Source organism: Paenibacillus ottowii (assembly GCF_006874425.1).
Lineage (GTDB): Bacteria > Bacillota > Bacilli > Paenibacillales > Paenibacillaceae > Paenibacillus > Paenibacillus ottowii.
The window spans coordinates 90,888-117,110 of the sequence record NZ_VIJZ01000006.1 but is presented as its reverse complement, the minus strand read 5'-3'; the positions used below and the strand labels follow the sequence as shown (position 1 = coordinate 117,110).

The window sequence follows — 26,223 nt, the reverse complement described above, 5'->3', positions numbered from 1 at the left end:
TACCTGGAAATGCTACTATATCTTTTGCCAAATAATAAAATTGAAGTTTTGTACGCTTTGTAGTACATTATCAAGTGTATTATAAGGAGGCTTCTCATGTACGGACATAGACAAGATGATACTTTATACATCATGACTTACACATTAAATAGTGGTATCAAGGGCACAGTGCCTTTGTCTAATCAACAGATACAGGAATGGCTTGAGTGTTACAGAATTGGCAAGAAATTTGTAACCGAGATTGGCAAAGAGTACTTTGGACTGCATGCGGAACTGGTGGCTGACTTTAAAGTGCACAATCAGTATTCAAGCTATCAGGAGGTCATTATCCCGATTCAACAGCCGGATACTGGCTTAAGAGAGCTGTCTCAAGCTTACAAATCAACAGAAACCTTAATTAAAGTAGATTGCAAATGTGGTACATCGTATGTAACAGAATCCCCCTTCAAGCGGACCAAGTGGTACTGCACCAAATGCCGGGAGATTGTTTTTCTCGACAACAAAAAGGGAATGGTTGATACTTCCAGAGGCAAGGCTCATTATATGACCAATAAGTACTTTGTGGAACGGGAAACAACTGGCGTATAAGCCGGTTGTTTTTTTGTTCATAAGGCTTATATACGTCCTGACATTTCAAAGCCGATTGCGCTATAGTGAAATAGGGAGGGATGGAAGTGTGGATTGTTTTGCTGAATCATATTTTGTTGATAGGATTTCTGATTGTTTTGATTCAACGGATTTACAAGCATCGCTTTCGTCAGCAAAATGGTAGCAGTTTACTGCTATGCTTGTGGGCGATTATGTTTAATCGGTCCAATAGCTTGTTTGAACTGACAGCGTTATATACGGTGTACACCGTTTTTTTTGCTATAGGAGCATTGTTGTTTGGAGGTTGCTGGCTTGTGCAGCTATTGGAAAAGGAAAAAGATCAATCTTAAAATAAACGATAGTCAGGTGGTGAATGTCATCCGGGAAAATCATACGAATGGTGCAAGAAACCGCATAAGCACGAGCAATGTGTACATAAACGAAACACTTCATTTAGAACAAATTATAAGTGACCTGCGTGTGATGGGCTATGTGGCTTTTCATCATCATCCGCAAATTGCAGCTGAACCTCATGAGCTGGAGGAGTTAAAAAAGCAATTACTGTCGTTTTTTCAAGAGCATCATGTATTGTGGCTTGAGCTTGATCCGCTAACGCAATATGTGGTGGTGAATAACATGGGGAAGGCCACGGTGCTCAAACTCATGGGTCGAAAAATAAACCCGCTACGTGATCGGAGAGTGAACGCTGCTTTGGCCGGACAGCCGCTGCATGAGCTAGACCGGGAGATAGAACGGCTGAATCGGCTGGTTCACCTGTTGCGCTACACTCATTTTTCTTAAAGGATGGTAATTAATAAAAAAGCATTCACGAAGCATGTGTAATCACATGCCGTGAATGCTTTTTGGTATGTTACTTTTTACCACATAAGATGAGCAAATCTACTGTGACATACGGTAAGTCTATTTTCTCCATTCGCTGCCAGTCGGCTTCCGTAGCTCCCCACGATAAGGGAGTCATATGAAGCAAAGGCTCCACAAGGTCGGCATTTAGCATAAAGCGATAGGTTACTCGTTCGGCGGATAGAAGAATAAAGTTATCTTTAAATCGGCTTAATATATTGTCATTTGAATATGCTGGCTTTTTCTGTTCATACAAGCATCTCAATTCCTGAAGGTAATGCTGTTCGGGAATGACCTTTAGGATGCAACCGTCCTCCCCAAGAATCCTTTTAAATTCAGCATAATTAGAAGGGGACAGAATATTGAGTACAGCGTCAAATTGTTGATTTGCAAATGGGCAATGAGCCAGATCGGCAACACACCAAAGAGAATAGGGATATGCTTTGGCTGCGGCCACAATACCTTCCTTAGACAGGTCCATACCTACGCTTGTAAGCTCGGTGATTCCCTTCCCAGTAAGCTTGTCCTGAATGTGGGTCGAATGAGAGCCTTCCCCGCAACCTGCATCCAGCAAGTACAGGTGTGATTTGTGATCGAACAGTGGCTTCATAAACTTCATCATTGTGCAGCTTATGGCTTCATTTAAAGGATCGAATAATCCATTATTGCACATCATTCTTCTGGAGGTAAATAGCTGTTTATCATATTTGGTCTTATGAGATCGGGCGGATAAATGTAAATATCCGTGTTTTGAAAGATCATAACAATGCTGATTCGTACATAGGAGGCTTTTGCCTTCCACCATACGCATGGGCTGAGAGCATACAGGACAACTAAAAAGATGTTGATGCTTGCCAATCAGGCTAGCCTTCACCTCGTGTTTATTCCATTTGGACATAGAAAAGCACCTCGTTCATTCGTATTTGGTGAATGAAAAAAGGCACAGTCAAATAAACCCAACCCATTTTTAAAAAAATGGTTGAGCTTTCATGAACTGTACCTCACATTACCGTAAACGAATGAACTGAATAATCATATTGTGCAGCGCTCCTCTAAAAAAATAGAAAGGGCTTTCGCCCTCTCTATTGTAACTTAGCCATTAAAAGTTGTCATGTGCTCACACAGATTTCAAAAACTCCACAATCGTCAGCAGACCCTTGTCGAAATTCTCCAAATTAAAATGCTCATTTGGCGCGTGCAGGTTCTCATCCGGCAAGCCGAAGCCCATCAATACAACTGGAGCACTCAGTATACGGGAGAAGGTTTCCACAATTGGAATGGAGCCTCCATCCTTGGTGAATAGGGCACGGACACCGTATACCTTTTCAAAGGCATCCGCTGCTGCTTGCAAAAACGCATGTGACGGATCGATGTTAAAGGCGTTTGCTTTCTCACCTTGTTGAATATCCAGGGTAGCTCCTGCCTGAACGTGGGCGCGCAAATGGCGCTCGATTTTGTCCAGAATATCTTGTGGATTCTGGTTAGCTACCAGGCGACAGGTGATCTTAGCATGAGCTTCCTTGGGAATGACGGTTTTCGTACCTTCACCCTGGAAGCCGCCATATACGCCGTTCAGCTCCAATGTAGGACGCGCCCCAACACGCTCAACGAAGCTGAATCCTTCTTCGCCATAGAGGGAATTGAGTCCGAGATCCTGTTGCAGCTTGCTTTCATTGAAGCCTTGCTTCGCAAATTCTGCTTTCATTTCTGCTGATAATGGAGCAACATCGTCATAAAATCCTTCGACGCTAACGCGGCCTTTGTCGTCATGCAGGGTTGCCAGCAGGGACACCAAAGCATGCAGAGCATTCGGCACACCGCCACCGAAGGAGCCGGAATGCAGATCCGTGTTCGCTGTGTGGATGGCGACCTCCAGTGAGCATAATCCGCGCAAACCTGTGCAAATCGCAGGCTTTCCTTTTTCGATCAAAGAGGTGTCAGACACCAGTACAGCATCGGCTGCCAGACGTTCAGCGCCGGTGTGCAAAAACTCAAGCAGGTTCGGGCTGGACACTTCTTCCTCGCCTTCAATGCAAAATTTGATGTTTAGCGGCAATTTGCCTTCTTGCTTCAAAATGGCCTCAACCGCCTTGATGTGCAAGAAAACTTGCCCCTTATCGTCTGTCGCTCCGCGTGCATACAATTTTCCATCGCGAATGGAGGGCTCAAACGGTGGCGTTTCCCACAGATGAAGCGGGTCCACAGGTTGTACATCATAGTGTCCATACACGAGGATGGTTGGCTTGCCAGGTGCATGCAAATGGTCTGCGTACACCAGCGGGTGGCCTTTGGTTGGAATGATTTCAACGTTTTCCAAGCCTGCAGCAGTCAGTTTGGCCGCCAGCCATTCGGCTGCTTGGTTAATGTCTTTTTTGTGCTCGGATAATGCGGAGATACTCGGAATAGACAGCCATTCCTGAAGCTCGCCCAGTTGTTGTTCTCTGGCTTTTTCAAAATATTCAGTATAACTCATAAACTATGTATCCTCCTTTAAATGTAAATCGTGTTTAAAATGCGCTATCCTCCGAACCGAGGTCGTGGACGATATGTCTAGTTTACTACGTTTTATGCTGAACGAAAAATAGGGGGATAAAAAAGCGATTCTGCCCGGGCCTGTACAGACCTGAGTAGAATCGCTTTTAAACATAAATAAGATGTACTTATGCCCGGATGTCCAGTTGACCTCCAAGATGTGGTTGTACGCTTTTTTCCATCATCTGTACCAAAGCTTGTCCTTGTTCATTGGCCTGATCCTTAGCCATACCCATTACCTTCACACTTACGGCTTGAGCCAAGCTGGCCTGACTCATACCTGTGGATAATGCTGCGATATCCATGTTCCATCCTCCTTTATTTTGGCAATTGGCTTCCTCTGTATTTATCGGCAGGAATGGTTATTTTGTTTCATCCAATTGGAATTGTGTCAGTAAATCCTGAAGCTGCTCTGCCAGACGGGTCAAATCTGCGGCAGACGAACCGATCTCTTCCATGGAGGCGAGCTGTTCCTCTGCGGCTGCGGACACAGTCTCGGTATGAGATGCTGCTTCTTCAGCAATGCGAGTAATTTCCTCCATGCTGCTAACGACTGCACTCGTACCATTAGCGACTCCAGCAGTAGAAGCGGCCACGTTATCGAGCTGTTTCGCCGATTTGACCACCGCTCTACGGATGCGTGAGAAGGAGCGACCGGATAGATCAATAGAATTGATGCCTTCAGTTACACGTTCCTTGGCAGATTCCATAGCGATCAGGGCTTCAGATACACCGCTCTGTATCCCTTGAATCTGTTCGCGAATTTGCTGTGCGGAATAAGCTGAGTTTTCAGCCAGCTTGCGAACCTCTGTAGCTACGACAGCAAAACCTTTGCCATGCTCTCCTGCACGTGCTGCTTCAATAGAAGCGTTCAGTGCGAGCAAATTCGTCTGGCTCGCGATTTCCGTAATGACGGTGACAATCGTTCCGATTCGTCCGGATCGGTCACTCAAAGCGCTGATAATCGTATCGAGCTCCTCTACGGTAGTGCGAATACCATCGATGGAGACGACGCTGTTACCGATATGCTCACTGCCTGCATCCGACGCTTGGATAGCTTGTGCGGAATAAGTGGTCATTTCAGCCATAGTTTCGGTCATAGCTGTAATGTCAGCAGACATGCCGCTAACCCGTTCCTGATTATCTTTAGCGCTGTCCAACTGGCGTTCGCTGCCTGCGGCCACATCTTGAATAGCTATAGTTACATGCTCGATGGCACGGGTCGTTTGTTCTGCACCTGCGGCCAGCTCTTGCGAGGATGCCGACAAATTACCTGTCATTGCTTGAATTTCTCTAATCATGTTACGCAGGTTATCCACCATTTGTTGGAAATATCTAGATAGTTGGCCAATTTCATCTTTACTGTTCGTAGCCACGTTAATCGATAGATTACCTTGGCTGATGGCATCCATAGAATTGCGCAATCTATGGATCGGCTTAAGTATACTGTTGATTAGCCACATTGCGAGCACACCAATAACGATGGCTGAAATTATCAACACTACAATCGTCGTGAGGAGAATCGGTTGAGCTGAGGCACGGGTTTCGGATTTGTCCATCGTTCCGGCAATTTTCCAGCCTGTCAGCGCATTGGTTTTGAAAATCAGGTGTTTAGCCACGCCAGCATCATTTTGATCAAAGCTGCCCTCTTTGGAAGTAAACAATTGTGATATTTTTTCTCCCATTTCGGTACTTCCGCTGACTTCTGTCGGGTGGGTAACAATACGTTTGGTGCTATCAAATATCACAATATAGCCGTTTTGGCCGATTTTCAACTTTGTAATTTCTTTTAAATTATTCAGGTTCAGGGAAAGACCAAGAACACCACTGTTGTCGGGAAGTGTACGTGAAATATACACAACGGGGACCTTAGCCGTATTGAGTCCGACCGGGCTGATCACGGTTTGTCCAGGTTTCTCCATAGCCTGTTTGTACCACGGACGCTCACGAGGATCGTTTGTGGAGCCTACAGCTTTGCCAATAATGAGCTTACCTTCGGGAGTTCCTACAAACATATCAACAGCTTCCGCATGCATTTTCAAATATACTTGTAATCTTTTTAGAATGGCATCATCTGCTTCCGCACTGTTGTCACTAGCGGTCAACGTTGTAGAGTAATATTCGAGATCGGCGATTTTGGCTTGAATCGTTTGAGTAACAGCGCGATCAGCTGCAGTCACGCTAGACGTCGCACTGTCCAGTAATTGGCGGTCTGTCTGGTTATACGCTGCCTGATATGAGAAAGAGCCCACAATAATACTAGGAACAAGCATGACCAGCAGGAAAGCTGCTGTCAATTTCTTGCGTAGTGTTAATGTTTTCAGTCGTTTCAGTTGTTTCATCTAACCCCTGCTTTCTATCTATATATTCATTTCAAAAGCTTACACCATATGTATTTACTATCGGTTTTTTGGAGATGAATTGATAGATTTATTGCTAATTTGTCCAATGCGTCTAAGAAATTGCTTGCATAACATGCAGTATCTTGCAATTGGAGGGATAAGGTATGGGTTTTTTTCTGGATATGAGAAGCTCCACCAATTCATCAAAAACAGGTGAGGGCCCCGATATTCAACTGGGTTCTGTACCGGAGCGATTCGGTTTGATTACGCTGCGGACTTTTCTTGTGCCAAGTCCGGTTGTGACTTTTAGTGGTTCGATTGGCCTGATTGGTGAGCTTGGTGATACGTATGCGGTGGAAATCGTGCGTGGAGCCAACTATGATCCGAACGAGGTAGTCTACCGCGCCGAGGGGGTACTGGGCGTGAATGGAGCTAATGAAACGCAAGCTTTTAATGCACAGGACTTGTCCGCTCCCTGGGCAATGCAAACGGTATATTCTTCTTATATTTCGGGTGTATCGACCACTGTTCGTAATGGTCCGGAAGTGTTCACGGGCATTGCCTCAACTCCGTTTTTATAAATATATATCAGACAAGGATTCCTATCAGAAGTTCGCTGCCTGTTCATAGTCTTCTATGGTCATGTCGACGGACTCCAAGCTTAGCAGCCACGAGTCTGGGGCAGACATTTGCCACAGGCTCGTGGCTAGATGTTTAACCACAACACTCAGAGCACAAATAATCTGGTTATTGTAAATCTAGTTATTGAAATTTCCTTCTAAGCGTATTCAACAAAGTTGCTTGTGCTTCCCGGTTTCTAATTTTTTAAGATTTCTCGCAAATACCTAGTCAACTCATCTGCTGCTTTAGTATGGGCAGAGAGTCCGGGGTGGCTGCGAGATCCTATTGTTTCTTCTGTCGTGTTCGGCAGTTGGAACACCGACACCTTCCGATCCTTTGTTTTTTTCTTATACGCGTCTACCGCCCGGTAGATCGCTGGCATCATGGGAGTACCAAGCATCCCATAGGCCCACACAATATGGGCAGCAGGATTACTGGTCCGAAGCTTGACCAGAAAATGTTCGGCAGCGTTTTCAAAAGCTTGTACATCTTCTTCATTGAACGTGCCGTCCTCATTCAAGCGTTGCTTGTGCACTTTTCCACTGACCGGGTCTGTCCATGCTGGAGAATAAAAGGCCCCACCGTCATTGGTCCCCAAATTCACTACAACCACGTCTGGCTGCCAGGAGGTAAAATCATGATCGGCAAATGCCCCTAATGCTTCATTTCTCTCTCCGGTGAGCACACTACATATCTGCTCATAATATGCTGGTATGTTCCCATGGGGATTGTTATCCCAGCTTGTTAGCACACCCCATCCGCTTTGTGAGAATACTCGGTAGTCCGCATGCAGTGCCTCGGCTGTTATGGCTGTATAATTGCGTAGGGCTGTGAACAGCATAGGAACCCAGTCTGTCTCTTCCTTTGCTCCAATTGATCCCTCTCCCGAAGTAATGCTGTCACCAATAAATTCTATCTTAAGGGGCTTATCAGGGACGGGCAGCAATTCTCCGTCAACCTTCAGGGCATGAATTTGCAACAAGCAGCGGGGGTCCGAGCTCATAGGCTGGACATCCTTGACTACACGAACATTTTTGACCGTGTCAGAGTTCAAACCTCTTAGAAGACAGATCCAATGCCGTCCAGTGGTCACCATCAGGCGACTCATCGGGACACCATTGACAACAATGCTAATCCAGGACTCATACATCTGATAATCAGCTTCTATTTCAATCCATAGCTCCGAGCCTTTCATATTTAATTCTATGCCGCTGCCTGTCCAAAACAGAGTAAGAGGGGTGAGGGTTGGCGTAGTTCGGCCATGAACCTTTACATGCTTTGCTTTTGCAAGCGGGTATGTCTTCAATCTCTTGTTATGCGACATATTCAACATCCTCCTCATAATCTCGAATGAATGCTAGTTTCTGTAATATTGTAAAAGAAGTGACAGAGAATCTCAAATTCTATTTGTAAGTAAGTTTAGGACAGTATTTGATAGCAAAAGCACCCGCAAAATTTAATTTGTGGGTGCTTTTTTGGATACACGGAGCACAGAAAATGAAGTTGTTTTTTTAGACTATCACTTTTATTCTTTAATTCGCTTTGCCGAACATGACGATGTTTATCGCCTTGCCGAAGTCAATACCTACTTTGCCGGTTAATTCTGCTGTTTGTTGCGCCAATACCACGGCATTGACACCACAAGAGAACAGCGCAATATCAAAGTCATCTTTGTGTGCTGCGATCCATCCTAGTGTTTCAGGCATCTGTTCATATTGATGAAATGCGATCGTATGCGCGATATGCAGCCCGTACGGCTCGGTTTCAAGAACAGATTTGACTTCAGCGGCCGTCCGGGTCACCAGTAGAATACGTCGATTTTTCAGAATATCCCAGAAGGCCGGCGTCTGCGCCATATATCGATTCAGGCAGGCATGGCAAGTCAGCGCAGGCGCAAGAGCATAGTGAGCAAAAACCTGATCAGTCAGCTCTCGTTTCATATAGGATGGTGCTTTAATAGATTCGTCATCATAGGGCAAAATGCCGATAATACTGGCTTTGCTCACTGCCACAGCCACCGCATCTCGTAGTTCCGTATTCGGCAGAAATAGTCCCTTTTGGCCGAAATTGGCTTTGACCGCCCAACGTTCCTGTAACACCTTTTCCATCGGCCAGACAGTGTCTTGCGCCAACACTAAATTTTCACCATCCCCAATACGGATAAGCGAAAAGGGCTGGTGCTGATCGAGTGCCAGCTTCAAATGTTTCAGTACCTCGTCTATCTCCAGATACTTTGAATTCGTCATATCATGGTTCCTCCCTGTCAGTCCTGCTTTCAGATGGACCAAAAAACTTTGTATTCTATCATATGTCGAACGTAAAAATATTTTTGTATGAACGGCTATTCTTTTTGGATTCTACCTATTTTTGCGAGAGTTGTTGCATCTGTACGTGCCGTTTCAGGAGTGTCTTCATAACTTGAGAGGAGACGGATGAAAGGGAGGAAGTTCAATGAATCGCAAGATTGTGATTGAAATTAATTTTAATAACTATGGGATGAATCCCAACCGCTTGACACGTGAATGGATCAGCGAGCGGCTGGATATATTCAGAACCTTTACGCTGCGCAGTCTGCTCAATCAGACGAATGCGGATTTCTTGTCTGTCGTCAAGCTGGCGGGTGGATGCAGCGACATTGTGGAAGATGAATTGGCTCAACGTGAGCCCATTCCCGACCACATCCGTTTTGGTACGAGCATTGAAAGTAAACGTCGTATCAATGCATATATCGAAGGTGCGGACGAACTGCTCATTGCTAGAATTGATTCCGACGATTTGTACCACCAGTCCTTTGTACAGCAATTGCATGATTACAAGTTTCAACCGGATACGGTTGCGCTGGTAAATCAAATGGGGTACTTGTGGGATGCGGTTAAGGGCCAGATGGCACCTGTGTTTCACCGCTCGCCTTCCTTTTATGTGTTCCGCTATCAAGTAGAGGATTTTTTGAATGGTTACCGTGTCGTTATTCCTGGAAAAGGCACGCACGGATATGTAACGGAGCTGCCGCATGAGGTGATTCCGCTTCGCAACTATGTGAATGTCATTCATGCTGCCAATACTTCGGTGAAAAAGGTGCCAGCGAAGGATCGACTCTCAGAACATGAGATGAACACGGTGCTGGCTGAATTTTTGGGCACAGGCATGGCCAATTCGTAACGGTCAGGAGGAGATTATATTGTTCAAAGGAAAAAAACTGCTGGTGACCGGAGGAACAGGATCTTGGGGGCAACGCCTAACAGCTGAATTGCTGAAGGAGAAACCAGCGGAAATTCGCATTTTCTCACGTGGTGAATTTGCACAGATTGCCATGCAGCGGCAATTTCAGTCTGATCCCCGGCTGAATTTCATAATCGGGGATATTCGGGACCTTCAGGCATTGCAGGAGGCTTGTCGCGGGGTAGATTATGTGTTCCATTTGGCGGCCTTAAAGCATGTCCCTGTGTGTGAAAAACAACCGGAAGAGGCTTTCAAGACGAACGTTCATGGTACGGAAAATGTGATTCGGGCCAGCATAGAACAGGGCGTCGCCAAGGTCATTGATGTCTCTACAGACAAGGCGGTAGACCCGGTGAATGTATATGGCATGACGAAGGCGATTGGCGAAAGATTGATGATCCGGGCGAACGCCTTAAGTGAGCGTACGCGCTTTGTGTGTATTCGCGGCGGCAATGTGCTCGGAACGAGTGGGAGTGTCGTGCCCCTGTTCAAGCGTCAGATCGCAGAAGGACAGGATTTAACGCTGACGAGCCCACATATGACACGATTCTTCCTCACGCTTGGAGAGGCGATTGGCTTGCTGCTGAAGGCTTCTGTTATGGCGATTGGTGGAGAGACGCTAGTCATGAAAATGAAGGGTTGCAATATTGCCGATTTGGCAGAAGTAATGAAAGAACAGGCGGAAAAGCCTGAGCTAAAAGTGCAGGAAATCGGTATACGTGGTGGGGAAAAGCTGCATGAGGTGCTGATTTCGCCCTATGAGGTGCCGTACACGTACCGTTATGATGATCGTTATTTTGTTATTCTTCCCCAGCAAGCAGACAAGCGTTTGCTGAGTCAATATGGTGAATTGGAGCGGGTGAAATTCGAACAATATCGCTCCGACGATGAGTTAATGGATCGCGCTGGAATTGCTGAGTTACTGCAAGGTATGGAGTAACGATGAAAGAGGTGGGTATTTTGCAGCTTATGGAAAAAATCACAAAAGGAACGGTAAATGTGGCTGTGATCGGCCTCGGTTATGTAGGGCTGCCCATGGCAGTAGAAATGGCAAAGGCTGGTTATGATGTATATGGTGTGGATTCCGATCCTGTTAAAGTAGCCAAGTTGCTTCAAGGAAAGTCGTACATTATAGACATTGGCGATGATGCATTGGAAGGTCTGATCGGGCAACAATTGCATCCAGTTACGGATATTAAGGTGCTGGAGCATGCGGATATCGTCGTGATTTGTGTGCCTACGCCGTTGACGGACGGACATCAGCCGGATACGTCCTATATTGAGACGGCAATTGATCAGGCCATACCTCATTTGCGCAGACAAACGTTGTTGATTCTGGAAAGCACCACCTATCCGGGAACGACTGAGGAATTGATTCGGTCAGTGATAGAGCAGCGCAGGGGCTGGACGGTAGGTAAGGATTTTTATGTGTGCTTTTCGCCGGAGCGTGTCGATCCGGGCAGCGTCCATTTTAACATTCGCAACACTCCCAAAGTGATCGGCGGTTGCACACCGGATTGTCTGGCCGTAGGAGCAGGTTTTTACGGGTCCTTTTTGGATCAGATTGTCCCGGTGAGTTCGACAACCGTGGCGGAAGCCGCCAAGCTGTTTGAGAATACGTTCCGCAGTGTCAACATTGGAATGGTCAATGAGCTGACAGCAGCCTGTGAGAAAATTGGCATCAATATATGGGAGGTACTGGATGCAGCGGCAACCAAGCCGTTCGGCTACATGCCTTTTTATCCGGGACCCGGCATTGGGGGACACTGTATTCCGGTTGATCCGCTTTATCTGTCGTGGAAATCGGAGCAGCACGGTTTTCCGCTGGAATTCGTGGAGCTGGCAGATCGCATGAATCGGCGTATGCCGCTGTATATTGCAGAGCGAATCGAATCCATGCTCGCTCAGGAAGGGAAAGCCATAAACAAGGCCAACATCATTCTGGCAGGTGTGGCTTATAAAAAGGACATTGATGATGTCCGGGAATCTCCGGCTCTTGTCCTGTTCGAGCATCTAAAAAAATTGGGCGCTTCGGTTAGCTTCACTGATCCGTATGTATCGAGTTTTAAACTGAACGGTGAAGAAATCCCATCGCGGACGGCTAATGCCCAGCTGTGGGAAAGTGCAGATATCGTAGTCATTACGACAGACCATTCGGTGGTGAACTACCAACAGCTGGTTGACCATGCTCCGCTGGTCTTTGATACACGTAATGCGACTGCGCATTGCACAGGTGGACATGTCGTGATCTTGGGGCACCCCGTTAACGGAGGGGGCACTGCTGTTGGCTAACCGTGATCAGGTAAACGAACGTTATTACGGGCAGATTAATTCGGAGGAATCTCATGAAGCCACCCGTAATCGAATTCACTGGATTTGTCGCCATGTACAGGGGCGTACCGTGCTGGATGTCGGGTGCAGCCAGGGGATCACGTCCATTTTGCTCGCGCGGGAAGGCTTTGAGGTAACCGCCATTGATTTGGAAGAGGACAGCATTTCTTATGCAAAAAAAGAACTTCGGCATGAATCTGCACCTGTCAGAAAACGTGTCCACTTTCAGTTACAAGACATTTCACTGTTTGAGCGTCCTCCCGGTGGATTTGACACGATTATTTTAGGAGAGATTTTGGAACATTTTGCGCACCCCGACACACTGCTGGCTCATGCTTACCGCTTGTTGAATAAAAAGGGCACGCTTGTCCTGTCTGTACCCTATGGATACCATCCATTTCACGATCATAAACGAACTTACTATGCCGGAAGTCTCTCCCGAGTGCTGTATCCTTACTTTACAGAACAAGCGCTGGAGGTGCAGCATAAATATTTGTGCTTTGCAGGTCGCAAGAAGCCGAAAGAACTGCGAGAGGCTAAGCCGGGGGCAGAGCATCTGAATAAGTGGATGCAACTGGACGAGGAGCAGTTTCAACAGGTTGAGCAGCAGCATGTTCGCAAAATGAATCAGCGAAAGGCTGCACTTGACAAGGCGGTACAACGAATCCGGCATATGGAGCAACAACTCTTGCCGTTGGAAAGGTATGCGCGTGTCGAACAGATAGACAAGACGCAGGCTGAGAGGAGAGATGCATATACTGATGGCAAGTCTACCGGAACAACAACGGAAGAGTCTGCCAACAGAAGGGGATGACATGAAGTCATGACTGAGCATCCAATGACTATCAGCTTATGCATGATCGTAAAAAATGAGGAGCAGACACTGGCCCGGTGTCTGGATTCGGTCGCAGACCTGATGGACGAAATCATCATCGTGGACACAGGATCGACAGATCAGACGAAGACGATAGCAGCCCGCTATACGGATCGGATCTATATGTTTGAATGGAAGGATGATTTTGCCGCCGCTCGTAATGAATCGTTTGACAAGGCAACGTGTTCCTATATCATGTGGCTGGATGCGGATGATGTGCTGCTCGAACCTGACCGTGAACGTCTGCGTTCCTTAAAGCAACGTTTGTCTAAGCATATCGACGCGGTGGTGATGCCACTTCACTTGGCGGAGGGTGAGCAGGGGGAGCCGTTGTTCAGCACACGCCGTGTTCGCCTTGTGAAACGGGAGCGACAATACCGCTGGGAGGGACGCCTGCATGAGGATCTGGTGATACCTCAGGGGCAAGTCGTGCATGCCGATGTGGCAGTAACACATCGCCGAATGCACGACCATACGCTCCGTAACCAACGTATTCTCGCCCGGTGGATCAGCGAAGGCGGCAAGCTGGAAGGGCGTCTGCTGTATTTTCACGCTAATGAATGCTTTGACCGTGGAGCATATGCCGAGGCAGCAGAGGCCTTTGACCATCTGCTGGAGGAGCCGAGCGGCTACCGGGAGGATCGGATTACTGCTTGTGCGAGAGCGTCTGAATGTTATCTCCATCTCGGGAAGCCTGAGCAACAGCTGGATCGTCTGTTACACTCTTTTCGATACGGTGTCCCGCAAGCAGATTTGTGCTGCATGATCGGGGACTGGTTTTTCACAAGAGACGAATGGAGCACTGCTGCATACTGGTATGACCAAGCATTGGAGCAACAGCATCACCTTCCTGGTCTTCGACCTGTTCCGTTACCATGCTACTCCTGGCTACCTCATGTGCGGCTCAGTCATTGCTATGCTCATATAGGTAAGCTGGAAGCTTCGTATGAGCACAACCAAGCCGCTTTACGTTATTTGCCTGACGATCCGCATCTACTGGATAACGAACGCAAGCTCAGGAAGGCAATTCCCAATCATTCATCCACAGCCCGGTCCTCAAAATAATTCAAGCTGTTCTGGCCCTTGATCCGCATCAGGCAGCTTGCGAGGTGGAAAAGGCTTAGGTTCCATGCCCAGCATGGTCATGAGTTGCTTGGCGTTCGCAGCAGCGTCTCCACCTGAATTGTTGTTGAATATCACGCATACCTCACGGCTTTGCTGTTCCAGCTCCAGCAATCTGTCTTTCCATTCGGCCAATTCCTGTTCATTGTACCGATACAGATAACGAACCTCCCGCCAATTAGGCGCAGAGCTTTGATTCCAACCTGATACGTTACGTCCGTGGAGACGTACGATGGTCAGGTTGCTGTCTGTAGCCTGCGGCACAATGGGAACCGACCCGGGTCCTGCCTGCGGCTCGTCGCATACGCTATGTATCCAGCCTTCCTCATGCATAAATGCCAGCGTTTGCTTCCGAAAATCTGGTGTGAACCAGCTTTGATGTCTGAATTCAAGTACGGATGGGACCTCTCCCATCCTATTTTTCGTGTCTCGCAGGATGGCGACATTCTCACGTGTACAGTCAAACCAGGGCGGATACTGAAATAGCACGGCTTTGAGCTTGCCCGCTTCGCGAAGAGGCAATATGGATGCATGTAGTGCCTCATACATCGCATCAATGGTTTTGAAGTAAGGCTGTTTGCCGCGGGTATGGCCAGTCATGCCTTGATAGGCCTTGACGAGAAATGAGAAGGAATCAGGGGTTTCCGCTGCCCAGCGTGCCATACGATCCGTTGGCTGTACCGCATAAAAAGAACTATCCATCTCGACTACTGGAAAATGGCCTCCATAGACCCTTAGTTTTTGGTTAGCTTTAGTCCCTGCTGGATACAAGTCATCGTGATCGCCCCAACCCGTCAGACCAATTTGAATCATCACTTTGCCCTCCTTTCCAGCATAAACCTCTTTAAAGGCATTCCCATGATACATTTTAATGGTAAAATGAGGTGAATCACATGAAATGGGTATGAAGTTCCTATGATTATTTAAGCTCAAATACGATTATTGTAACATGCTCTTATGATGGAAAGCTTTTTTGACTTTGCAAAATGCTTATTCGTAATGTTTTTGAGTTTCCAGTTTGAAAAAGCTAATATAGTATGTAATAGAGCGAAATGAGTTCATGGAGGAGAAACGATATGGCAGAGTGGTACGAGCAAAGCTTTGGGGAAGATTATTTATTAGTATACAAGCATCGCGACTTTCAGGGAGCCTATCAGGAAGTGCAAAAAATGATCTCCTGGCTCAAATTACCGCAAGGCTCCAGCGTACTGGATTTATGCTGCGGGATGGGACGGCATTCTCTTGCACTCGCTGATGCAGGTTATAACGTGACGGGTGTGGACCTTTCCAATGTACTGCTGAGAGAGGCCCGTGCAGCGGATACCGAAGGGCGGGTAAGCTGGTATCAAGGAGATATGCGAGCAGTGCCGCTGGAAGAACGCTTTGATGCGGTGGTCAATTTGTTTACCTCCTTCGGTTATTTTGAGAAGGATGAGGAGCAGCTTAAAGTATTAAAGGAAATTTATCGGCTGTTGAAACCGGGAGGCCGCTTTATTATAGATTATTTGAACCCTTCCTACGTAGCTGCTCATTTGGTGCCGCATTCGTCCCGGGAGGATGAAGGGAATTGGATTGAGGAGCATCGGGTCATTGAAGATGGATTTGTGAAAAAGCAAATTGCCATTCGGTCAGCCGCATCTGTGACGACCACAGAAGCAGCCTCTGATCTGGGTACGACCCAGGCTGATGCAGAACGCGAGCGTGTGTACTATGAACGAGTAAAGCTATATCCGTATGAAAAGTTCCGTGAATTGCTAGAACAGGCGGGGTTATCCGTAGAGCAAGTACACGGAAGTTATGATGAAGATCAATATATAGAAGATGCTTCGCCCCGAATGATTTTTGTCGGTATGCGGGCTTGAAACAGAAGGGCGGAGGGGAAACCATGAAATTGCCAGAGCTTACGCCATGTGAGCGAATAGACGGAGCTTTTCAGGTCAAAATATCCATGTCCTTTCCGCTGCGCTGGGTGAATAGCTATGTGCTCAAGGGACAGCATGGTTTTACAATTGTAGACCCAGGTCCGCGCAATCTGGATACAGAGGCGGAATGGGCATATGTCTTCCAACAGCTGGGAATGTCCTTTGAGGATATTTCGGACATTGTGGTGACTCATCATCACCCCGATCATTACGGATTGGCGGGGTGGATGCAGCAGCAAGGTCAGGCTCGCGTACATATGTCAGCCCGCAGTCATAAGGAAGCGGTGATGATGTGGGGTGATCCAGAATCGACGACTGCGATGGAGAAGCGGCTGCCCAGCTTTTTTGTCCAGCATGGTTTTCCTTTGGAGCAGGTATCAGCCCTAGAAGTACATATGCAGCAGGCTTATTTGCAAGTGAACCCGCAACCTGAGATTACCTTCATTCCTATCGGAATCAACACTCGTCTGGAATGGGCTGGACGCAGCTGGATGCCCGTAGAGACTGGAGGGCATGCACCTGGACATGTGTCCTTTTATGAGCCGAATAGCGGCGTTATTCTGTGCGGTGACGCGGTATTGCCGCAGATTTCTCCTAATATCAGTCTGCTGCCGGGCAGTGATGCCCAGCCGCTGAAGTCTTATATAGACGGCTTGCAGCGCCTAGGTGAGCTGGAGGTCGCATGGGCATATCCCGGACACCGCAATCCGTTTGGGTATTTTCGCGAACGCACGCAGGCATTGCTGGCGCATCATGAAGAACGGCTGGAGAAATTCCAGCAGCTGATCCAACCGGAAGGCAGCACAGCTTATGAGCTGTGCATTGCTGTGTTCGGCGACAAGCTGGGTATTCACCAGCTAAGGTTTGCCATGTCTGAGACGCTGGCCCATCTGGTGGAGCTGGTGCGCCGTGAGCGAGCCTTTATGAGCGAGGAGAGTCCTATCACGCGCTTTTATTCCCATGCCTCGTAAATAATGGAGGAAAAAATACGAGTGACTTGACTCAACATCATGGAAACGCAACATGATTGAACAACATGAGCGGCATGTATGCCGGGAAAGAGGCCTTTATGAATTTGCTGCTGCTGGGAGCTACCGGACGAGTGGGCCGTTTTATCTTAGATTATGCGCTAACGGATGGTCACACCGTAACTGCCCTAGTTCGTTCACCGGATAAGTTGAAGGATTTCGCATCTCGATACGGGACACAGCTGCAAATCGTACAAGGTGATGCCACCAACGCCGAGGATATAGCGCAAGCGCTGAAGGGTGGGCCAACAGTTGTGATCAGTGCGCTGAATACAGCTGGAACCACCACGCTATCTGTAAGTATAGGCCTGTTGATCCGGCTGATGCAGGAGCAGTCCATTCATCGGCTCATTACAGTGGGAACGGCAGGGATTTTGCAAAGCCGGACCGAACCGAGCCTGTATCGATACGAATCCTCCGATACTCGGCGACGCAGCACCCGAGCAGCCGAGGAGCATCGGCGGGTGTATGAATTGCTGCGTGTTTCGGCATTAGACTGGACAATCGTATGTCCGACCTATCTGCCGGATGGCGGGCGTACAGGTGTGTATCGCGTGGAGAAAGACTTTTTGCCCGAAGACGGTTCACAAATTACCACTGCGGATACGGCTGACTTTACCTATCATCAATCGAAGAGTTGTGATTTTATTCGTACCAGGGTGGGCATTGCCTATTGATCTTGGAACGCAAAACATTGCTTTATCTTTAAACATCCGACTAGAGCGCAATAAGTGTATGTACTTATGTGGCGCTCTTTTTTATTTGACAAACATACAAGGATGAAATACTATGATTCTGTAAAGAAACAGTGTTACCGAAATAAAAAAAGGAAGTGCATTGAATGATGTCTGAGCCAACGCAACCTTTTAAAACCTATTCTGAGGTAAAGTTACAGCAGCAGCAATTGCTCCGCAAAAATGTGATTGATGCCGCATGCATTCTTCTTGTAGAAGAAGGGCCTGAGGCTGTGACTGTACGGCGAGTTGCACAGAAGTTAAGCTGTTCCACCAAAATCATTTACAGTATTTTTGGCAATAAGGATGGTCTTGCCAATGAGATGTATCTGGATGGATGCCGGCTATTGGCTGAAACCTTTCAACAAGTACCTGTTACCCTAAACGTACTCGCTGATCTGGAAGCTTTATGCTGGGCATACTGGGAATTTGCGCGCCTTCACTCAGCCTATTACAAAATGATGTTTGGCGGGGCATTATCTGATTTTAAGCCGGATGAACAGAGCTTGGAGGGCACCACCACGGCGCTATCGCGAATCCTGCAAACCGTTATACACGCTATGGAGCAAGGAGCACTGAAAGAGCAGGACCCGCTGCTGGTTGTTCGAATGCTGTGGTCAGCTTTACATGGAGTAATCCATCTACAATTTGCAGGTCATTTTTTGAACGTGGACATGGCGCAAGAGGTGTATGCATTTACACTGAAGAATACGCTCGATGCATGTAAACCCTCGTCATCTCCAGCGTAAATATGATGTGTACTGAGGTCGTCATTGGGGTGACTTCAGTTCATTATAGAGTAATGGTAACAGTGTTTCTATAATAAAACAACGATACTAAGGAGGTCATCATCATGTTTATGTTTGCAAACAAGACAGCACTTATTACAGGGGCTTCATCCGGGATTGGCGAGGCATTTGCCTATTCGCTCGCGGCCAGGAAATGTAATCTCATTTTGGTAGCGCGCAATGAAACCAAATTAAAAGCACTGGCGAAAGAGCTCTCCGCTAAATATAACGTAAAAGCTACGGTGATTGTGCTCGATCTATCCTCACCAGGAGCTCCCCAAACACTGCATCAGGAGGTTCAAAAGCAACAACTCAAGGTAGATCTTCTGATTAACAACGCGGGTTTTGCCACCTATGGGTACTTTGAGCAGATTTCAGGAGAACGACAGCATGAGGAAGTGATGCTCAATGTGGCTGCTTTAGTCGACATCACACATGCATTTATGCCTGATTTGTTGCGGAACCGAGATGGGGGACTCATCAATGTTTCATCCACCGCTGCATTTCAGCCCGATCCCTATATGGCTGTATATGGAGCAACCAAAGCATTCGTGCTTTCGTTTAGCGAAGCGCTGTGGGCGGAAAATCGAAAACGGGGACTCAAAGTGCTCGCCCTCTGTCCTGGTGCAACCGAAACCTCATTTTTTGATGTGGTAGGCTCGAGTGAAGCCTCTGTAGGTTCCAGAGAAACGCCGCAGACTGTCGTCAAGAATGCCTTGAAAGCATTTGAAAAAGGGCGCAGTCATATAATATCGGGTCGACAAAACTATTGGGTAGCTCAAGTATCCCGATTTTTCTCTCGTCAAACCACACTTAATATTGTAGAACGTACATTACGGCCTCAAAATTGATTGCAATTCATGAATCAAGATAACCAGTTCTTTAATAACCCGGACTGCTACTAAAAATACTGTAATTTTTATGCACCGGGTCTGATCGTTTCTGGCACAATTTGAATCAGACCCGGCGTCCTATTTACATAGATCAAGCGTTCAGATGCTATGCCAGATCTCGCGAATATAATAAAATCCCATCTCGCTTCTCCCAGCCGTTAGCTGACCAGAAACGTTGGCCTCCTGTGTTATGCTCCATCACAAACAGATGACATTTATCAATGCCTTCTGTGAGCAAAGCAGATAAGGCTCTATCCACCAGTCTGGTCGCAATCCCATGACCACGATGTTCTGCGGTTACACCCAGATGATACAGAAACCCTCTGCGACTATCATGACCTGCTAAAATCGTGCCTATGATGTTTCCAGCGTATTCACAGACAAAGCTAAGTCCTTCATTCCGCTGCAAAAAGCGTGCAATCCGTTCCGGTGAGTCCGCCTCGCTTAATCCCAATCCGTCTAAGCCATTCCACAACTCAATAGCCTGATCATAATCATCAGCTCTCATCGTACGGAATGTATATCCATCAGTTACGTTTGCCATGTCTAGTTCTCCTCTTACTCTATATATCTGTTGCATCCATCGCGTATTTTGAATTGGTATACCGTTTTTAGCGTGTTGTATTCGGTGCGCTTTCTTCCCCAAGCTCCTGCTCGCGCTCGGCCTGCTTGCGATGCGCGATACGACTGCTAGCCGAAGCTGCGATCGCACCCACAATATCGTCCAGAAACGTATGGATCGGTCCAAGGCTTTTATCGTTCAGGCGTTCGAGCACACCTGGTTTAAGCTTATCCACATAACCGTAATTGGTAAATCCAATGCTGCCGTACACATTGACGATGGAGAAAGCTAGAATTTCATCCACCCCGTATAATCCCTCATCATTCTCAATCATATCCTGCAATGGGGGGAGAAGCGCGCCCTGTTCCGCAAGAATATCAAGCTGGATGCCTGTAAGCACGGCATTTTGAACCTCACGCTTCATCAGCACCTTGTCCACATTTTCAATACATTCTTCCATCGTTAGATTCGGGTAATACTTTTTCTGTAAAAGCATAACCAGTTCAGCAATTTCAGTCATACTTACACCACGCTTGTGCAGCCACTCGCGGGTGGCATCGGCTACCTTTTTACTATTCAGGCTGTAAGGTACTTTTTTCTTGTCCATAAAGTTGAAGTTACCCTCCTCGTGTAGATCCTAATTTCTACTGCAATTATGACCAGTGTGTCCAGTCTGCTGAAAAAGTAGTTATTTTTTACGCGGGGCTCGTATACATATTAGTACAATCTGTACAAAATTGTTAGGGAGGAACTTCATTTATGAACATAAAACACCCATGGCGTATGACCTCTGTAGCCGGGCTGCTATCCCTGCCCCTGTTGTTGTCCGGATGCAGCCTTTTCGGCAACGAAGCCGCGTCCATTGACCCTCCGCCGTCCACGACAGAGCAGTCCATGATTAAGGCTGTAACCGGAAATGCATCTGCCACAACCGGACAGTTGAGGGCTGTTTTTCTGCAAGATCATAACGGCTTGCTGGCCCCTATATCCTTACCGATTGCTACAGGTGATGTACAGGCAGATGCCAAGTCCGCGCTGGAAACGCTGGTTGAGGGCGGGCCGTATGCTGGCTTATTACCAGAGGGATTTAAGGGTGTACTGCCCCAAGGTACGGAAGTGAAAAGTGTGACGGTGGACAAGAGCAACAAGCTGGCTGTTGTTGAATTCAATAAATCTTTTGCCAACTATAAGCCAGAGGAAGAACGCAAATTAATGGAAAGCTTGACCTGGACACTGACTGACCGTCCTGATATTAAGAGCGTACAGATTTGGGTGGACGGCAAAAAGCTAAACGAAATGCCTGTTGGTGGCACACCGCTGGATCAGCCGTTGACGCGTGCCGTAGGGATTAATTTGGAGGTCGGTCATGGCGTAACACCACTGGATTCCAGTCCGGTCACCGTCTATTTCTCTTCATCTTCTCCTGCTGGAGTTCAATATTATGTACCTGTAACACGACTGGTCAGTCCGGAAAAAGATCGTGTCCAGTCAGCTCTGCATCAGTTAATTCAAGGGCCGCAGACCAAGGATGGATTGCAGGAAGTAATGACAGGGGAGACGGCGCTGAAATCGGTAGAACGCTCCAAGGATAACGTCATTACGGTATCACTCTCGGATGATATGTTTGCCAAGGGGGAGGCCGTGCCTGCTGAATTTTTGGAATCAGTCGTACTGACGGCGACGGACAATTCGGATGATGCACTCAAAACGAAAGTTCGCATCGAACTGAATGGTGAGAAAAGCGTGATAGGGCAAAATAATCAAAATTATGGGGAGCCTGTGTCCAAGCCGCAGCACATTAACGAAATTCCTCTTTAAGGAACAGGGAAACGTCCTTGGGGTGCTTTTGCCTGCACACTTTGGTAAAATAAACATATAAGAACAGGTTGCATACGACGTAGGAGGAAAAAGCATGAGTAGATCTAACGGACGAAACGGTGATGAGCTGCGCCCGATGAAACTGACAGCTGGAGTAAATAAATACGCGGAGGGCTCTGTTTTTATAGAGGTTGGCGAGACGAAAGTCATCTGTACGGCGACGGTGGAAGAGCGCGTGCCACCCTTCATGAAAGGCCAAGGAAAAGGCTGGGTGACCGCAGAATATTCCATGCTTCCACGGGCGACACATAGCCGTAATCAGCGTGAAGCTGCACGCGGCAAGCTGACAGGTCGTACTATGGAAATTCAGCGTCTGATCGGAAGAGCGTTGCGTTCGGTTGTCAATTTGCAGGCGCTTGGTGAACGGACGATTACGTTGGACTGTGACGTCATTCAGGCGGATGGCGGAACACGCACCACCTCCATTACCGGTTCTTTCGTAGCGCTGGCGATTGCCGTAAATAAAATTGCGGTCCAGCACAAATTGCCTGTGTTCCCTATTACGGATTTTCTGGCTTCGGTCAGCGTAGGGGTTGTTGGCGAGAAGGCGTTGCTGGATCTGAATTATGAAGAGGACTCCAAGGCCAAGGTGGACATGAATCTCGTCATGACTGGCAGTGGCAAATACGTCGAACTGCAAGGTACAGGAGAAGAAAGCCCATTCGACCGTCAGGAGTTGGATCAACTGCTTAGCTTGGGCGAACAAGGGATTCTGCAAATGATCGAGCGTCAGAAAGAAGTGCTCGGACCGATTGCTGATAAGATCGGTGCTGGACGTACAGGAGCTGGAGCCTGATGCGGCTGGATGGACCGGTCGTCATTGTCGCCACGAAGAATAAAGGAAAGGTGCGGGAGTTTGCACATGCTTTTGCCCCGTTTGGCAAGGAAGTCAGAAGTATGTACGATTATCCCGATATTCCTGATGTCGTTGAGGATGGCACAACCTTTGCCGAAAATGCACTGAAAAAAGCCAAAGCGGTGGGAGATGCGCTTGGATTGCCAGTGCTGGCCGATGATTCCGGCCTGTGCGTGGACTTGCTGGACGGTGCGCCGGGGGTATATTCAGCCCGTTATGCTGGAGAAGGTGCCAGCGATCACGAAAACAATATTAAGCTGCTTGATGTTCTGGAATCCAAGCAGCTTGGTGACGATACTGGACAGCCTTTGCTGAGCCCAGCACAATTTGTCTGTACCTTGATTCTGTATAATCCACAGACTAGGGAGACGTTGGAAGCGACGGGCTCCGTCGAGGGCTGGATTACGACTGAAACTGCAGGCAGCGGTGGGTTTGGATATGATCCGCTGTTCTATTTGCCAGAGTTTGAAAAGACGATGGCGGAGCTAACATTGGAACAAAAGCAGGCTATCAGTCACCGGGGCATAGCCCTGCGTAATTTGGCAACAAAGCTGGGCAGTCCACAGGCATAGTTGGATAATCAGGGCGAATAATATACCTGTCATATACGAAAAAAAGGCTATCCGTCAGTCATAGGCTGCGGATAGCCTTTTTGGTTATTTTCCTGTTTTTATCGAATAGCCACCTTGTAAGTGCGCAGCCAGTTATCCACTTGGGTCAAGTAGGCAAATAACTGCGGACCCGACATCAGCTGACCAAACCATGGCAGGTTGGTGGATGCCTCCGGTGAAGCGGCAATATCCCGTACCTGGTGTACATCAATCAGCTTGAGCAGTGGGGAAGAGGAATCGTCCAGCAGTTGCAGTGCCTGCTTTTTCACAGCGGCAAGATAGGAGGGGTTATGTGTTTTGGGATACGGACTTTTTTTACGATACAGCACATCATCCGGTAATACGCCCTCCAGCGCTTTGCGCAAGATACCTTTTTCACGTCCGCCAGTCATCTTAATGCTCCACGGAATATTCCATACATATTGCACCAGCCGATGATCGCAATATGGCACCCGGACTTCGAGTCCAACCCCCATACTCATCCGATCCTTGCGATCCAGCAGGGTAGGCATAAAACGGGTGATGTTCAAATAGGACATGACACGCATTTGTGCAGCTTTTCCTGTTTCTCCCGGTAGCTTCGGTACTTCTCCGATTGCTTCGGAGTAGCGGTCGTTCAAATACTCCAGCGGCTTGATCCAGTCTCGCACCTCAGGGGATAGCAGACTCGCTCTCATATCGGGAGCAACCGCCCACGGGAATGTGCCCGAATTCAGCATATCCTCCCGATGAAACCATGGATATCCGCCAAACACTTCATCCGCGGCTTCACCAGAAATGGCGACAGTCGCACCCTTTTTAATCTCCCGGCAAAAGAGATACAGTGACGAATCCACGTCAGCCATTCCGGGTAAATCCCGCGTTAGCGTGGAGTTGTTCAGAGCTGCTACAACTTCTGGTGTATCGAATTCAATCCAATGATGATTTGTCCCTAATTCATCGACCATCCGCTGTATCCAAGGGGCATCAGCTCCGGGCTGGAACGCATGGGCTTTAAAATGCTTGTCGTTATCCACATAATCGACCGAATACGTATGAACTTGTCCCTGCCCGGTACGTTTGTAATAATCGACAGCTAATGCGGACAGGGCGCTTGAATCCAGGCCGCCAGACAATAAGGTACATACCGGTACATCCGAAATAAGCTGTCGCTCCACAGTATCTATTAATAACTCTCGTACCTTGAGGGCCGTTTCTTCGGTGTTATCCTCATGCGCAATGCTTTCCAGCTTCCAGTAAGCTTGAATGCGTACGCCGTCGCGGCTGTAGGTGAGGGTATGTCCGGGACGCAGCTCCTTCATCGATGAATAGACACCATGTCCGGGGGTGCGGGCAGGACCAATGATAAAGATTTCTGCCAAGCCCTCGGCATCTACGGCTGCCTCTACCGCTGGATGTTGGAGCAGCGCTTTGGGTTCGGAGCCAAATACGAATACATCTTCAGTTTGGCTATAAAATAATGGCTTTACTCCCAGCCGATCCCGTGCCATAAATACCTGTTCCCGCTCACTATCCCAGACTGCAAATGCAAAAATCCCGTTCAACCGATCTACACAATCCGGGCCCCATTCGATATAGGATTCGAGCAATACCTCTGTGTCGCATTGTGTACGGAAAAAATGTCCGCGCTGTTGCAGCTCTTTTTTTAGTTCAGGCGCGTTATATATTTCCCCGTTATATACAATCGTATAAGTGATATCCTCAAGCTGCCGGATCATGGGCTGAGCCCCATTTTCCGGGTCCATTACGCTTAGTCTTCGGTGTCCGAAAGCACACGGGTTGGATATCCAGGTACCGGCAGCATCCGGTCCGCGATCGGAGAGTGTTTGCGTCATTTTCAGCAGCAGCTCAGATTGATGCATCAAGTCTCCGTTCCACTGTATGAAACCTGTAATTCCGCACATGTCTATTCATCCTCTCTTTGTCGTGTTCATCCAGTGTTGGTATGAATCAAAAACTAAATCCCCAGTTCATCAGTATATATGCCGAAAAGAAGCATAAAATGTCTGTCCGTTCCGAAAACTACAGATGGGGCAACCCGTCTACTTATGAGGAAGGAGGGAGACAATGTACTACATCAAGGATGCCAAAATCCGCCGTTTCACTGAACTTGACGGAGTGCGCTGCGCTGAGGTAGAGGTACGTCCCGGTGCCGCAGATGACCCGGAGCTGCTGGTTTATATTACAGCCACGAATCAGAAGGATGGTCATCCTGACTATGACATGGTACGGATCATCCGTAATGATGCCGACCTGGAGCTGGATTGGTACGACAACAATCTGCATTCGGCCTTTGAGGAAGTGACAGACAAGGCTTTTACGGACTCTACGCACATTACCGCTGGTGAGGAACGGGAAAAGTTCAAACGGGAATTGCTCTCCTATGGAGAGCTTAGTACAGAGTTTGCCAAGGAGTTTGGGGCATGAGAATATGGTGTGCTATACCTCGACTGTTATTGAT

The 26,223-nt window shown here is 47.7% G+C and carries 28 protein-coding genes; 18 read left to right on the top strand and 10 right to left on the bottom strand.

Annotation, left to right across the window (positions count from 1 at the left end):
- The first annotated feature begins 96 nt into the window (after positions 1–96).
- The 3 genes from FKV70_RS15340 (at position 97) to FKV70_RS15330 (ending at position 1,389) form a co-directional block, all read left to right on the top strand.
- Positions 97–588 carry a hypothetical protein gene (locus FKV70_RS15340; protein WP_013372771.1) on the top strand — a complete coding sequence of 164 codons (492 nt, stop codon included), beginning with the start codon at positions 97–99 and terminating at the stop codon, positions 586–588.
- Between the two features lie 86 nt (positions 589–674).
- On the top strand, positions 675–938 hold the full coding sequence (locus FKV70_RS15335) for a hypothetical protein (protein ID WP_142613389.1): 264 nt from the start codon (positions 675–677) through the stop codon (positions 936–938).
- A 16-nt stretch (positions 939–954) separates the two neighbouring features.
- Entirely contained in the window at positions 955–1,389 is a 435-nt protein-coding gene (locus FKV70_RS15330; RefSeq protein ID WP_142613514.1) for a hypothetical protein, read from the top strand.
- Between the two features lie 70 nt (positions 1,390–1,459).
- Here FKV70_RS15330 and FKV70_RS15325 read toward each other — a convergent pair whose 3' ends face one another.
- The 4 genes from FKV70_RS15325 to FKV70_RS15310 all read right to left on the bottom strand — a co-directional run bounded on the left by FKV70_RS15325 (position 1,460) and on the right by FKV70_RS15310 (position 6,323).
- A complete protein-coding gene (locus FKV70_RS15325) occupies positions 1,460–2,347 on the bottom strand; it encodes a putative RNA methyltransferase (RefSeq protein WP_142613388.1) in 888 nt (295 codons plus the stop codon).
- A gap of 219 nt (positions 2,348–2,566) precedes the next feature.
- The gene (locus FKV70_RS15320) at positions 2,567–3,922 is read right to left on the bottom strand and encodes a dipeptidase (protein ID WP_142613387.1); all 1,356 of its coding nucleotides are present in this window, start codon (positions 3,920–3,922) and stop codon (positions 2,567–2,569) included.
- Between the two features lie 187 nt (positions 3,923–4,109).
- A complete protein-coding gene (locus FKV70_RS15315; RefSeq protein ID WP_064797435.1) occupies positions 4,110–4,286 on the bottom strand; it encodes a YjfB family protein in 177 nt (58 codons plus the stop codon).
- A 57-nt stretch (positions 4,287–4,343) separates the two neighbouring features.
- The gene (locus FKV70_RS15310; RefSeq protein WP_142613386.1) at positions 4,344–6,323 is read right to left on the bottom strand and encodes a methyl-accepting chemotaxis protein; all 1,980 of its coding nucleotides are present in this window, start codon (positions 6,321–6,323) and stop codon (positions 4,344–4,346) included.
- Between the two features lie 164 nt (positions 6,324–6,487).
- Here FKV70_RS15310 and FKV70_RS15305 point away from each other — a divergent pair, with 164 nt between their 5' ends.
- On the top strand, positions 6,488–6,904 hold the full coding sequence (locus tag FKV70_RS15305; protein ID WP_063209326.1) for a hypothetical protein: 417 nt from the start codon (positions 6,488–6,490) through the stop codon (positions 6,902–6,904).
- Positions 6,905–7,140: 236 nt separating this feature from the next.
- On the opposite strand, the gene FKV70_RS15300 is transcribed toward FKV70_RS15305, so the two are convergent.
- Together FKV70_RS15300 and FKV70_RS15295 are read right to left on the bottom strand one after the other, a co-directional pair.
- On the bottom strand, positions 7,141–8,268 hold the full coding sequence (locus tag FKV70_RS15300) for an SGNH/GDSL hydrolase family protein (RefSeq protein ID WP_142613385.1): 1,128 nt from the start codon (positions 8,266–8,268) through the stop codon (positions 7,141–7,143).
- A gap of 208 nt (positions 8,269–8,476) precedes the next feature.
- Positions 8,477–9,190 (bottom strand): GT-D fold domain-containing glycosyltransferase, encoded by a 714-nt coding sequence (locus FKV70_RS15295; protein ID WP_142613513.1) that lies wholly within the window; start codon positions 9,188–9,190, stop codon positions 8,477–8,479.
- Positions 9,191–9,395: 205 nt separating this feature from the next.
- Between FKV70_RS15295 and FKV70_RS15290 the strand changes: the two genes are divergently transcribed.
- The 5 genes from FKV70_RS15290 to FKV70_RS15270 are packed head-to-tail and all read left to right on the top strand — an operon-like array spanning position 9,396 to position 14,433.
- Positions 9,396–10,103: a glycosyltransferase gene (locus tag FKV70_RS15290; protein WP_142613384.1), complete on the top strand. Its 708-nt coding sequence runs from the start codon at positions 9,396–9,398 to the stop codon at positions 10,101–10,103.
- 19 nt (positions 10,104–10,122) lie between these two features.
- Positions 10,123–11,103, top strand: coding sequence for a polysaccharide biosynthesis protein (locus tag FKV70_RS15285; protein WP_142613383.1), 981 nt, complete (start codon positions 10,123–10,125; stop codon positions 11,101–11,103).
- Between the two features lie 2 nt (positions 11,104–11,105).
- Positions 11,106–12,455, top strand: a complete 1,350-nt coding sequence (locus FKV70_RS15280) for a nucleotide sugar dehydrogenase (protein WP_142613382.1) — start codon at positions 11,106–11,108, stop codon at positions 12,453–12,455.
- A complete protein-coding gene (locus FKV70_RS15275; protein ID WP_142613381.1) occupies positions 12,448–13,308 on the top strand; it encodes a class I SAM-dependent methyltransferase in 861 nt (286 codons plus the stop codon). Before FKV70_RS15280 ends, FKV70_RS15275 begins: the two co-directional genes overlap by 8 nt.
- A gap of 9 nt (positions 13,309–13,317) precedes the next feature.
- On the top strand, positions 13,318–14,433 hold the full coding sequence (locus FKV70_RS15270) for a glycosyltransferase family 2 protein (protein ID WP_142613380.1): 1,116 nt from the start codon (positions 13,318–13,320) through the stop codon (positions 14,431–14,433).
- Here the strand turns inward: FKV70_RS15270 and FKV70_RS15265 are convergent.
- Entirely contained in the window at positions 14,425–15,303 is an 879-nt protein-coding gene (locus FKV70_RS15265; protein ID WP_142613379.1) for a DUF72 domain-containing protein, read from the bottom strand. The genes FKV70_RS15270 and FKV70_RS15265 overlap by 9 nt on opposite strands.
- A 263-nt stretch (positions 15,304–15,566) precedes the next feature.
- Here FKV70_RS15265 and FKV70_RS15260 point away from each other — a divergent pair, with 263 nt between their 5' ends.
- The 5 genes from FKV70_RS15260 (at position 15,567) to FKV70_RS15240 (ending at position 19,813) form a co-directional block, all read left to right on the top strand.
- Positions 15,567–16,352 carry a class I SAM-dependent methyltransferase gene (locus tag FKV70_RS15260; protein WP_142613378.1) on the top strand — a complete coding sequence of 262 codons (786 nt, stop codon included), beginning with the start codon at positions 15,567–15,569 and terminating at the stop codon, positions 16,350–16,352.
- Positions 16,353–16,375: 23 nt separating this feature from the next.
- Complete coding sequence (locus FKV70_RS15255; RefSeq protein WP_142613377.1) at positions 16,376–17,383, top strand: MBL fold metallo-hydrolase; 1,008 nt, start codon at positions 16,376–16,378, stop codon at positions 17,381–17,383.
- A gap of 98 nt (positions 17,384–17,481) precedes the next feature.
- The gene (locus FKV70_RS15250) at positions 17,482–18,117 is read left to right on the top strand and encodes an NAD(P)-dependent oxidoreductase (protein WP_142613512.1); all 636 of its coding nucleotides are present in this window, start codon (positions 17,482–17,484) and stop codon (positions 18,115–18,117) included.
- A 167-nt stretch (positions 18,118–18,284) separates the two neighbouring features.
- Positions 18,285–18,923 carry a TetR/AcrR family transcriptional regulator gene (locus tag FKV70_RS15245; protein ID WP_142613376.1) on the top strand — a complete coding sequence of 213 codons (639 nt, stop codon included), beginning with the start codon at positions 18,285–18,287 and terminating at the stop codon, positions 18,921–18,923.
- 104 nt (positions 18,924–19,027) lie between these two features.
- Complete coding sequence (locus FKV70_RS15240; RefSeq protein WP_064797447.1) at positions 19,028–19,813, top strand: SDR family NAD(P)-dependent oxidoreductase; 786 nt, start codon at positions 19,028–19,030, stop codon at positions 19,811–19,813.
- Between the two features lie 148 nt (positions 19,814–19,961).
- Here the strand turns inward: FKV70_RS15240 and FKV70_RS15235 are convergent, their stop codons facing one another.
- Positions 19,962–20,399, bottom strand: a complete 438-nt coding sequence (locus FKV70_RS15235; RefSeq protein ID WP_142613375.1) for a GNAT family N-acetyltransferase — start codon at positions 20,397–20,399, stop codon at positions 19,962–19,964.
- Positions 20,400–20,466: 67 nt separating this feature from the next.
- On the bottom strand, positions 20,467–21,024 hold the full coding sequence (locus tag FKV70_RS15230; RefSeq protein WP_063209296.1) for a phosphatidylglycerophosphatase A family protein: 558 nt from the start codon (positions 21,022–21,024) through the stop codon (positions 20,467–20,469).
- A 152-nt stretch (positions 21,025–21,176) separates the two neighbouring features.
- On the opposite strand from FKV70_RS15230, the gene FKV70_RS15225 reads away from it, so the two are divergent.
- The 3 genes from FKV70_RS15225 (at position 21,177) to FKV70_RS15215 (ending at position 23,723) form a co-directional block, all read left to right on the top strand.
- Positions 21,177–22,235, top strand: a complete 1,059-nt coding sequence (locus FKV70_RS15225; RefSeq protein WP_142613374.1) for a GerMN domain-containing protein — start codon at positions 21,177–21,179, stop codon at positions 22,233–22,235.
- A 94-nt stretch (positions 22,236–22,329) separates the two neighbouring features.
- Positions 22,330–23,091, top strand: a complete 762-nt coding sequence (gene rph, locus FKV70_RS15220; protein ID WP_063209292.1) for a ribonuclease PH — start codon at positions 22,330–22,332, stop codon at positions 23,089–23,091.
- On the top strand, positions 23,091–23,723 hold the full coding sequence (locus FKV70_RS15215; RefSeq protein WP_142613373.1) for an XTP/dITP diphosphatase: 633 nt from the start codon (positions 23,091–23,093) through the stop codon (positions 23,721–23,723). Before rph ends, FKV70_RS15215 begins: the two co-directional genes overlap by 1 nt.
- 98 nt (positions 23,724–23,821) lie before the next feature.
- On the opposite strand, the gene asnB is transcribed toward FKV70_RS15215, so the two are convergent.
- Positions 23,822–25,666, bottom strand: a complete 1,845-nt coding sequence (gene asnB / locus FKV70_RS15210; protein ID WP_142613372.1) for an asparagine synthase (glutamine-hydrolyzing) — start codon at positions 25,664–25,666, stop codon at positions 23,822–23,824.
- A gap of 163 nt (positions 25,667–25,829) precedes the next feature.
- Between asnB and FKV70_RS15205 the strand changes: the two genes are divergently transcribed.
- Positions 25,830–26,189: a hypothetical protein gene (locus FKV70_RS15205; RefSeq protein ID WP_142613371.1), complete on the top strand. Its 360-nt coding sequence runs from the start codon at positions 25,830–25,832 to the stop codon at positions 26,187–26,189.
- The last annotated feature ends 34 nt before the right edge of the window (positions 26,190–26,223 follow it).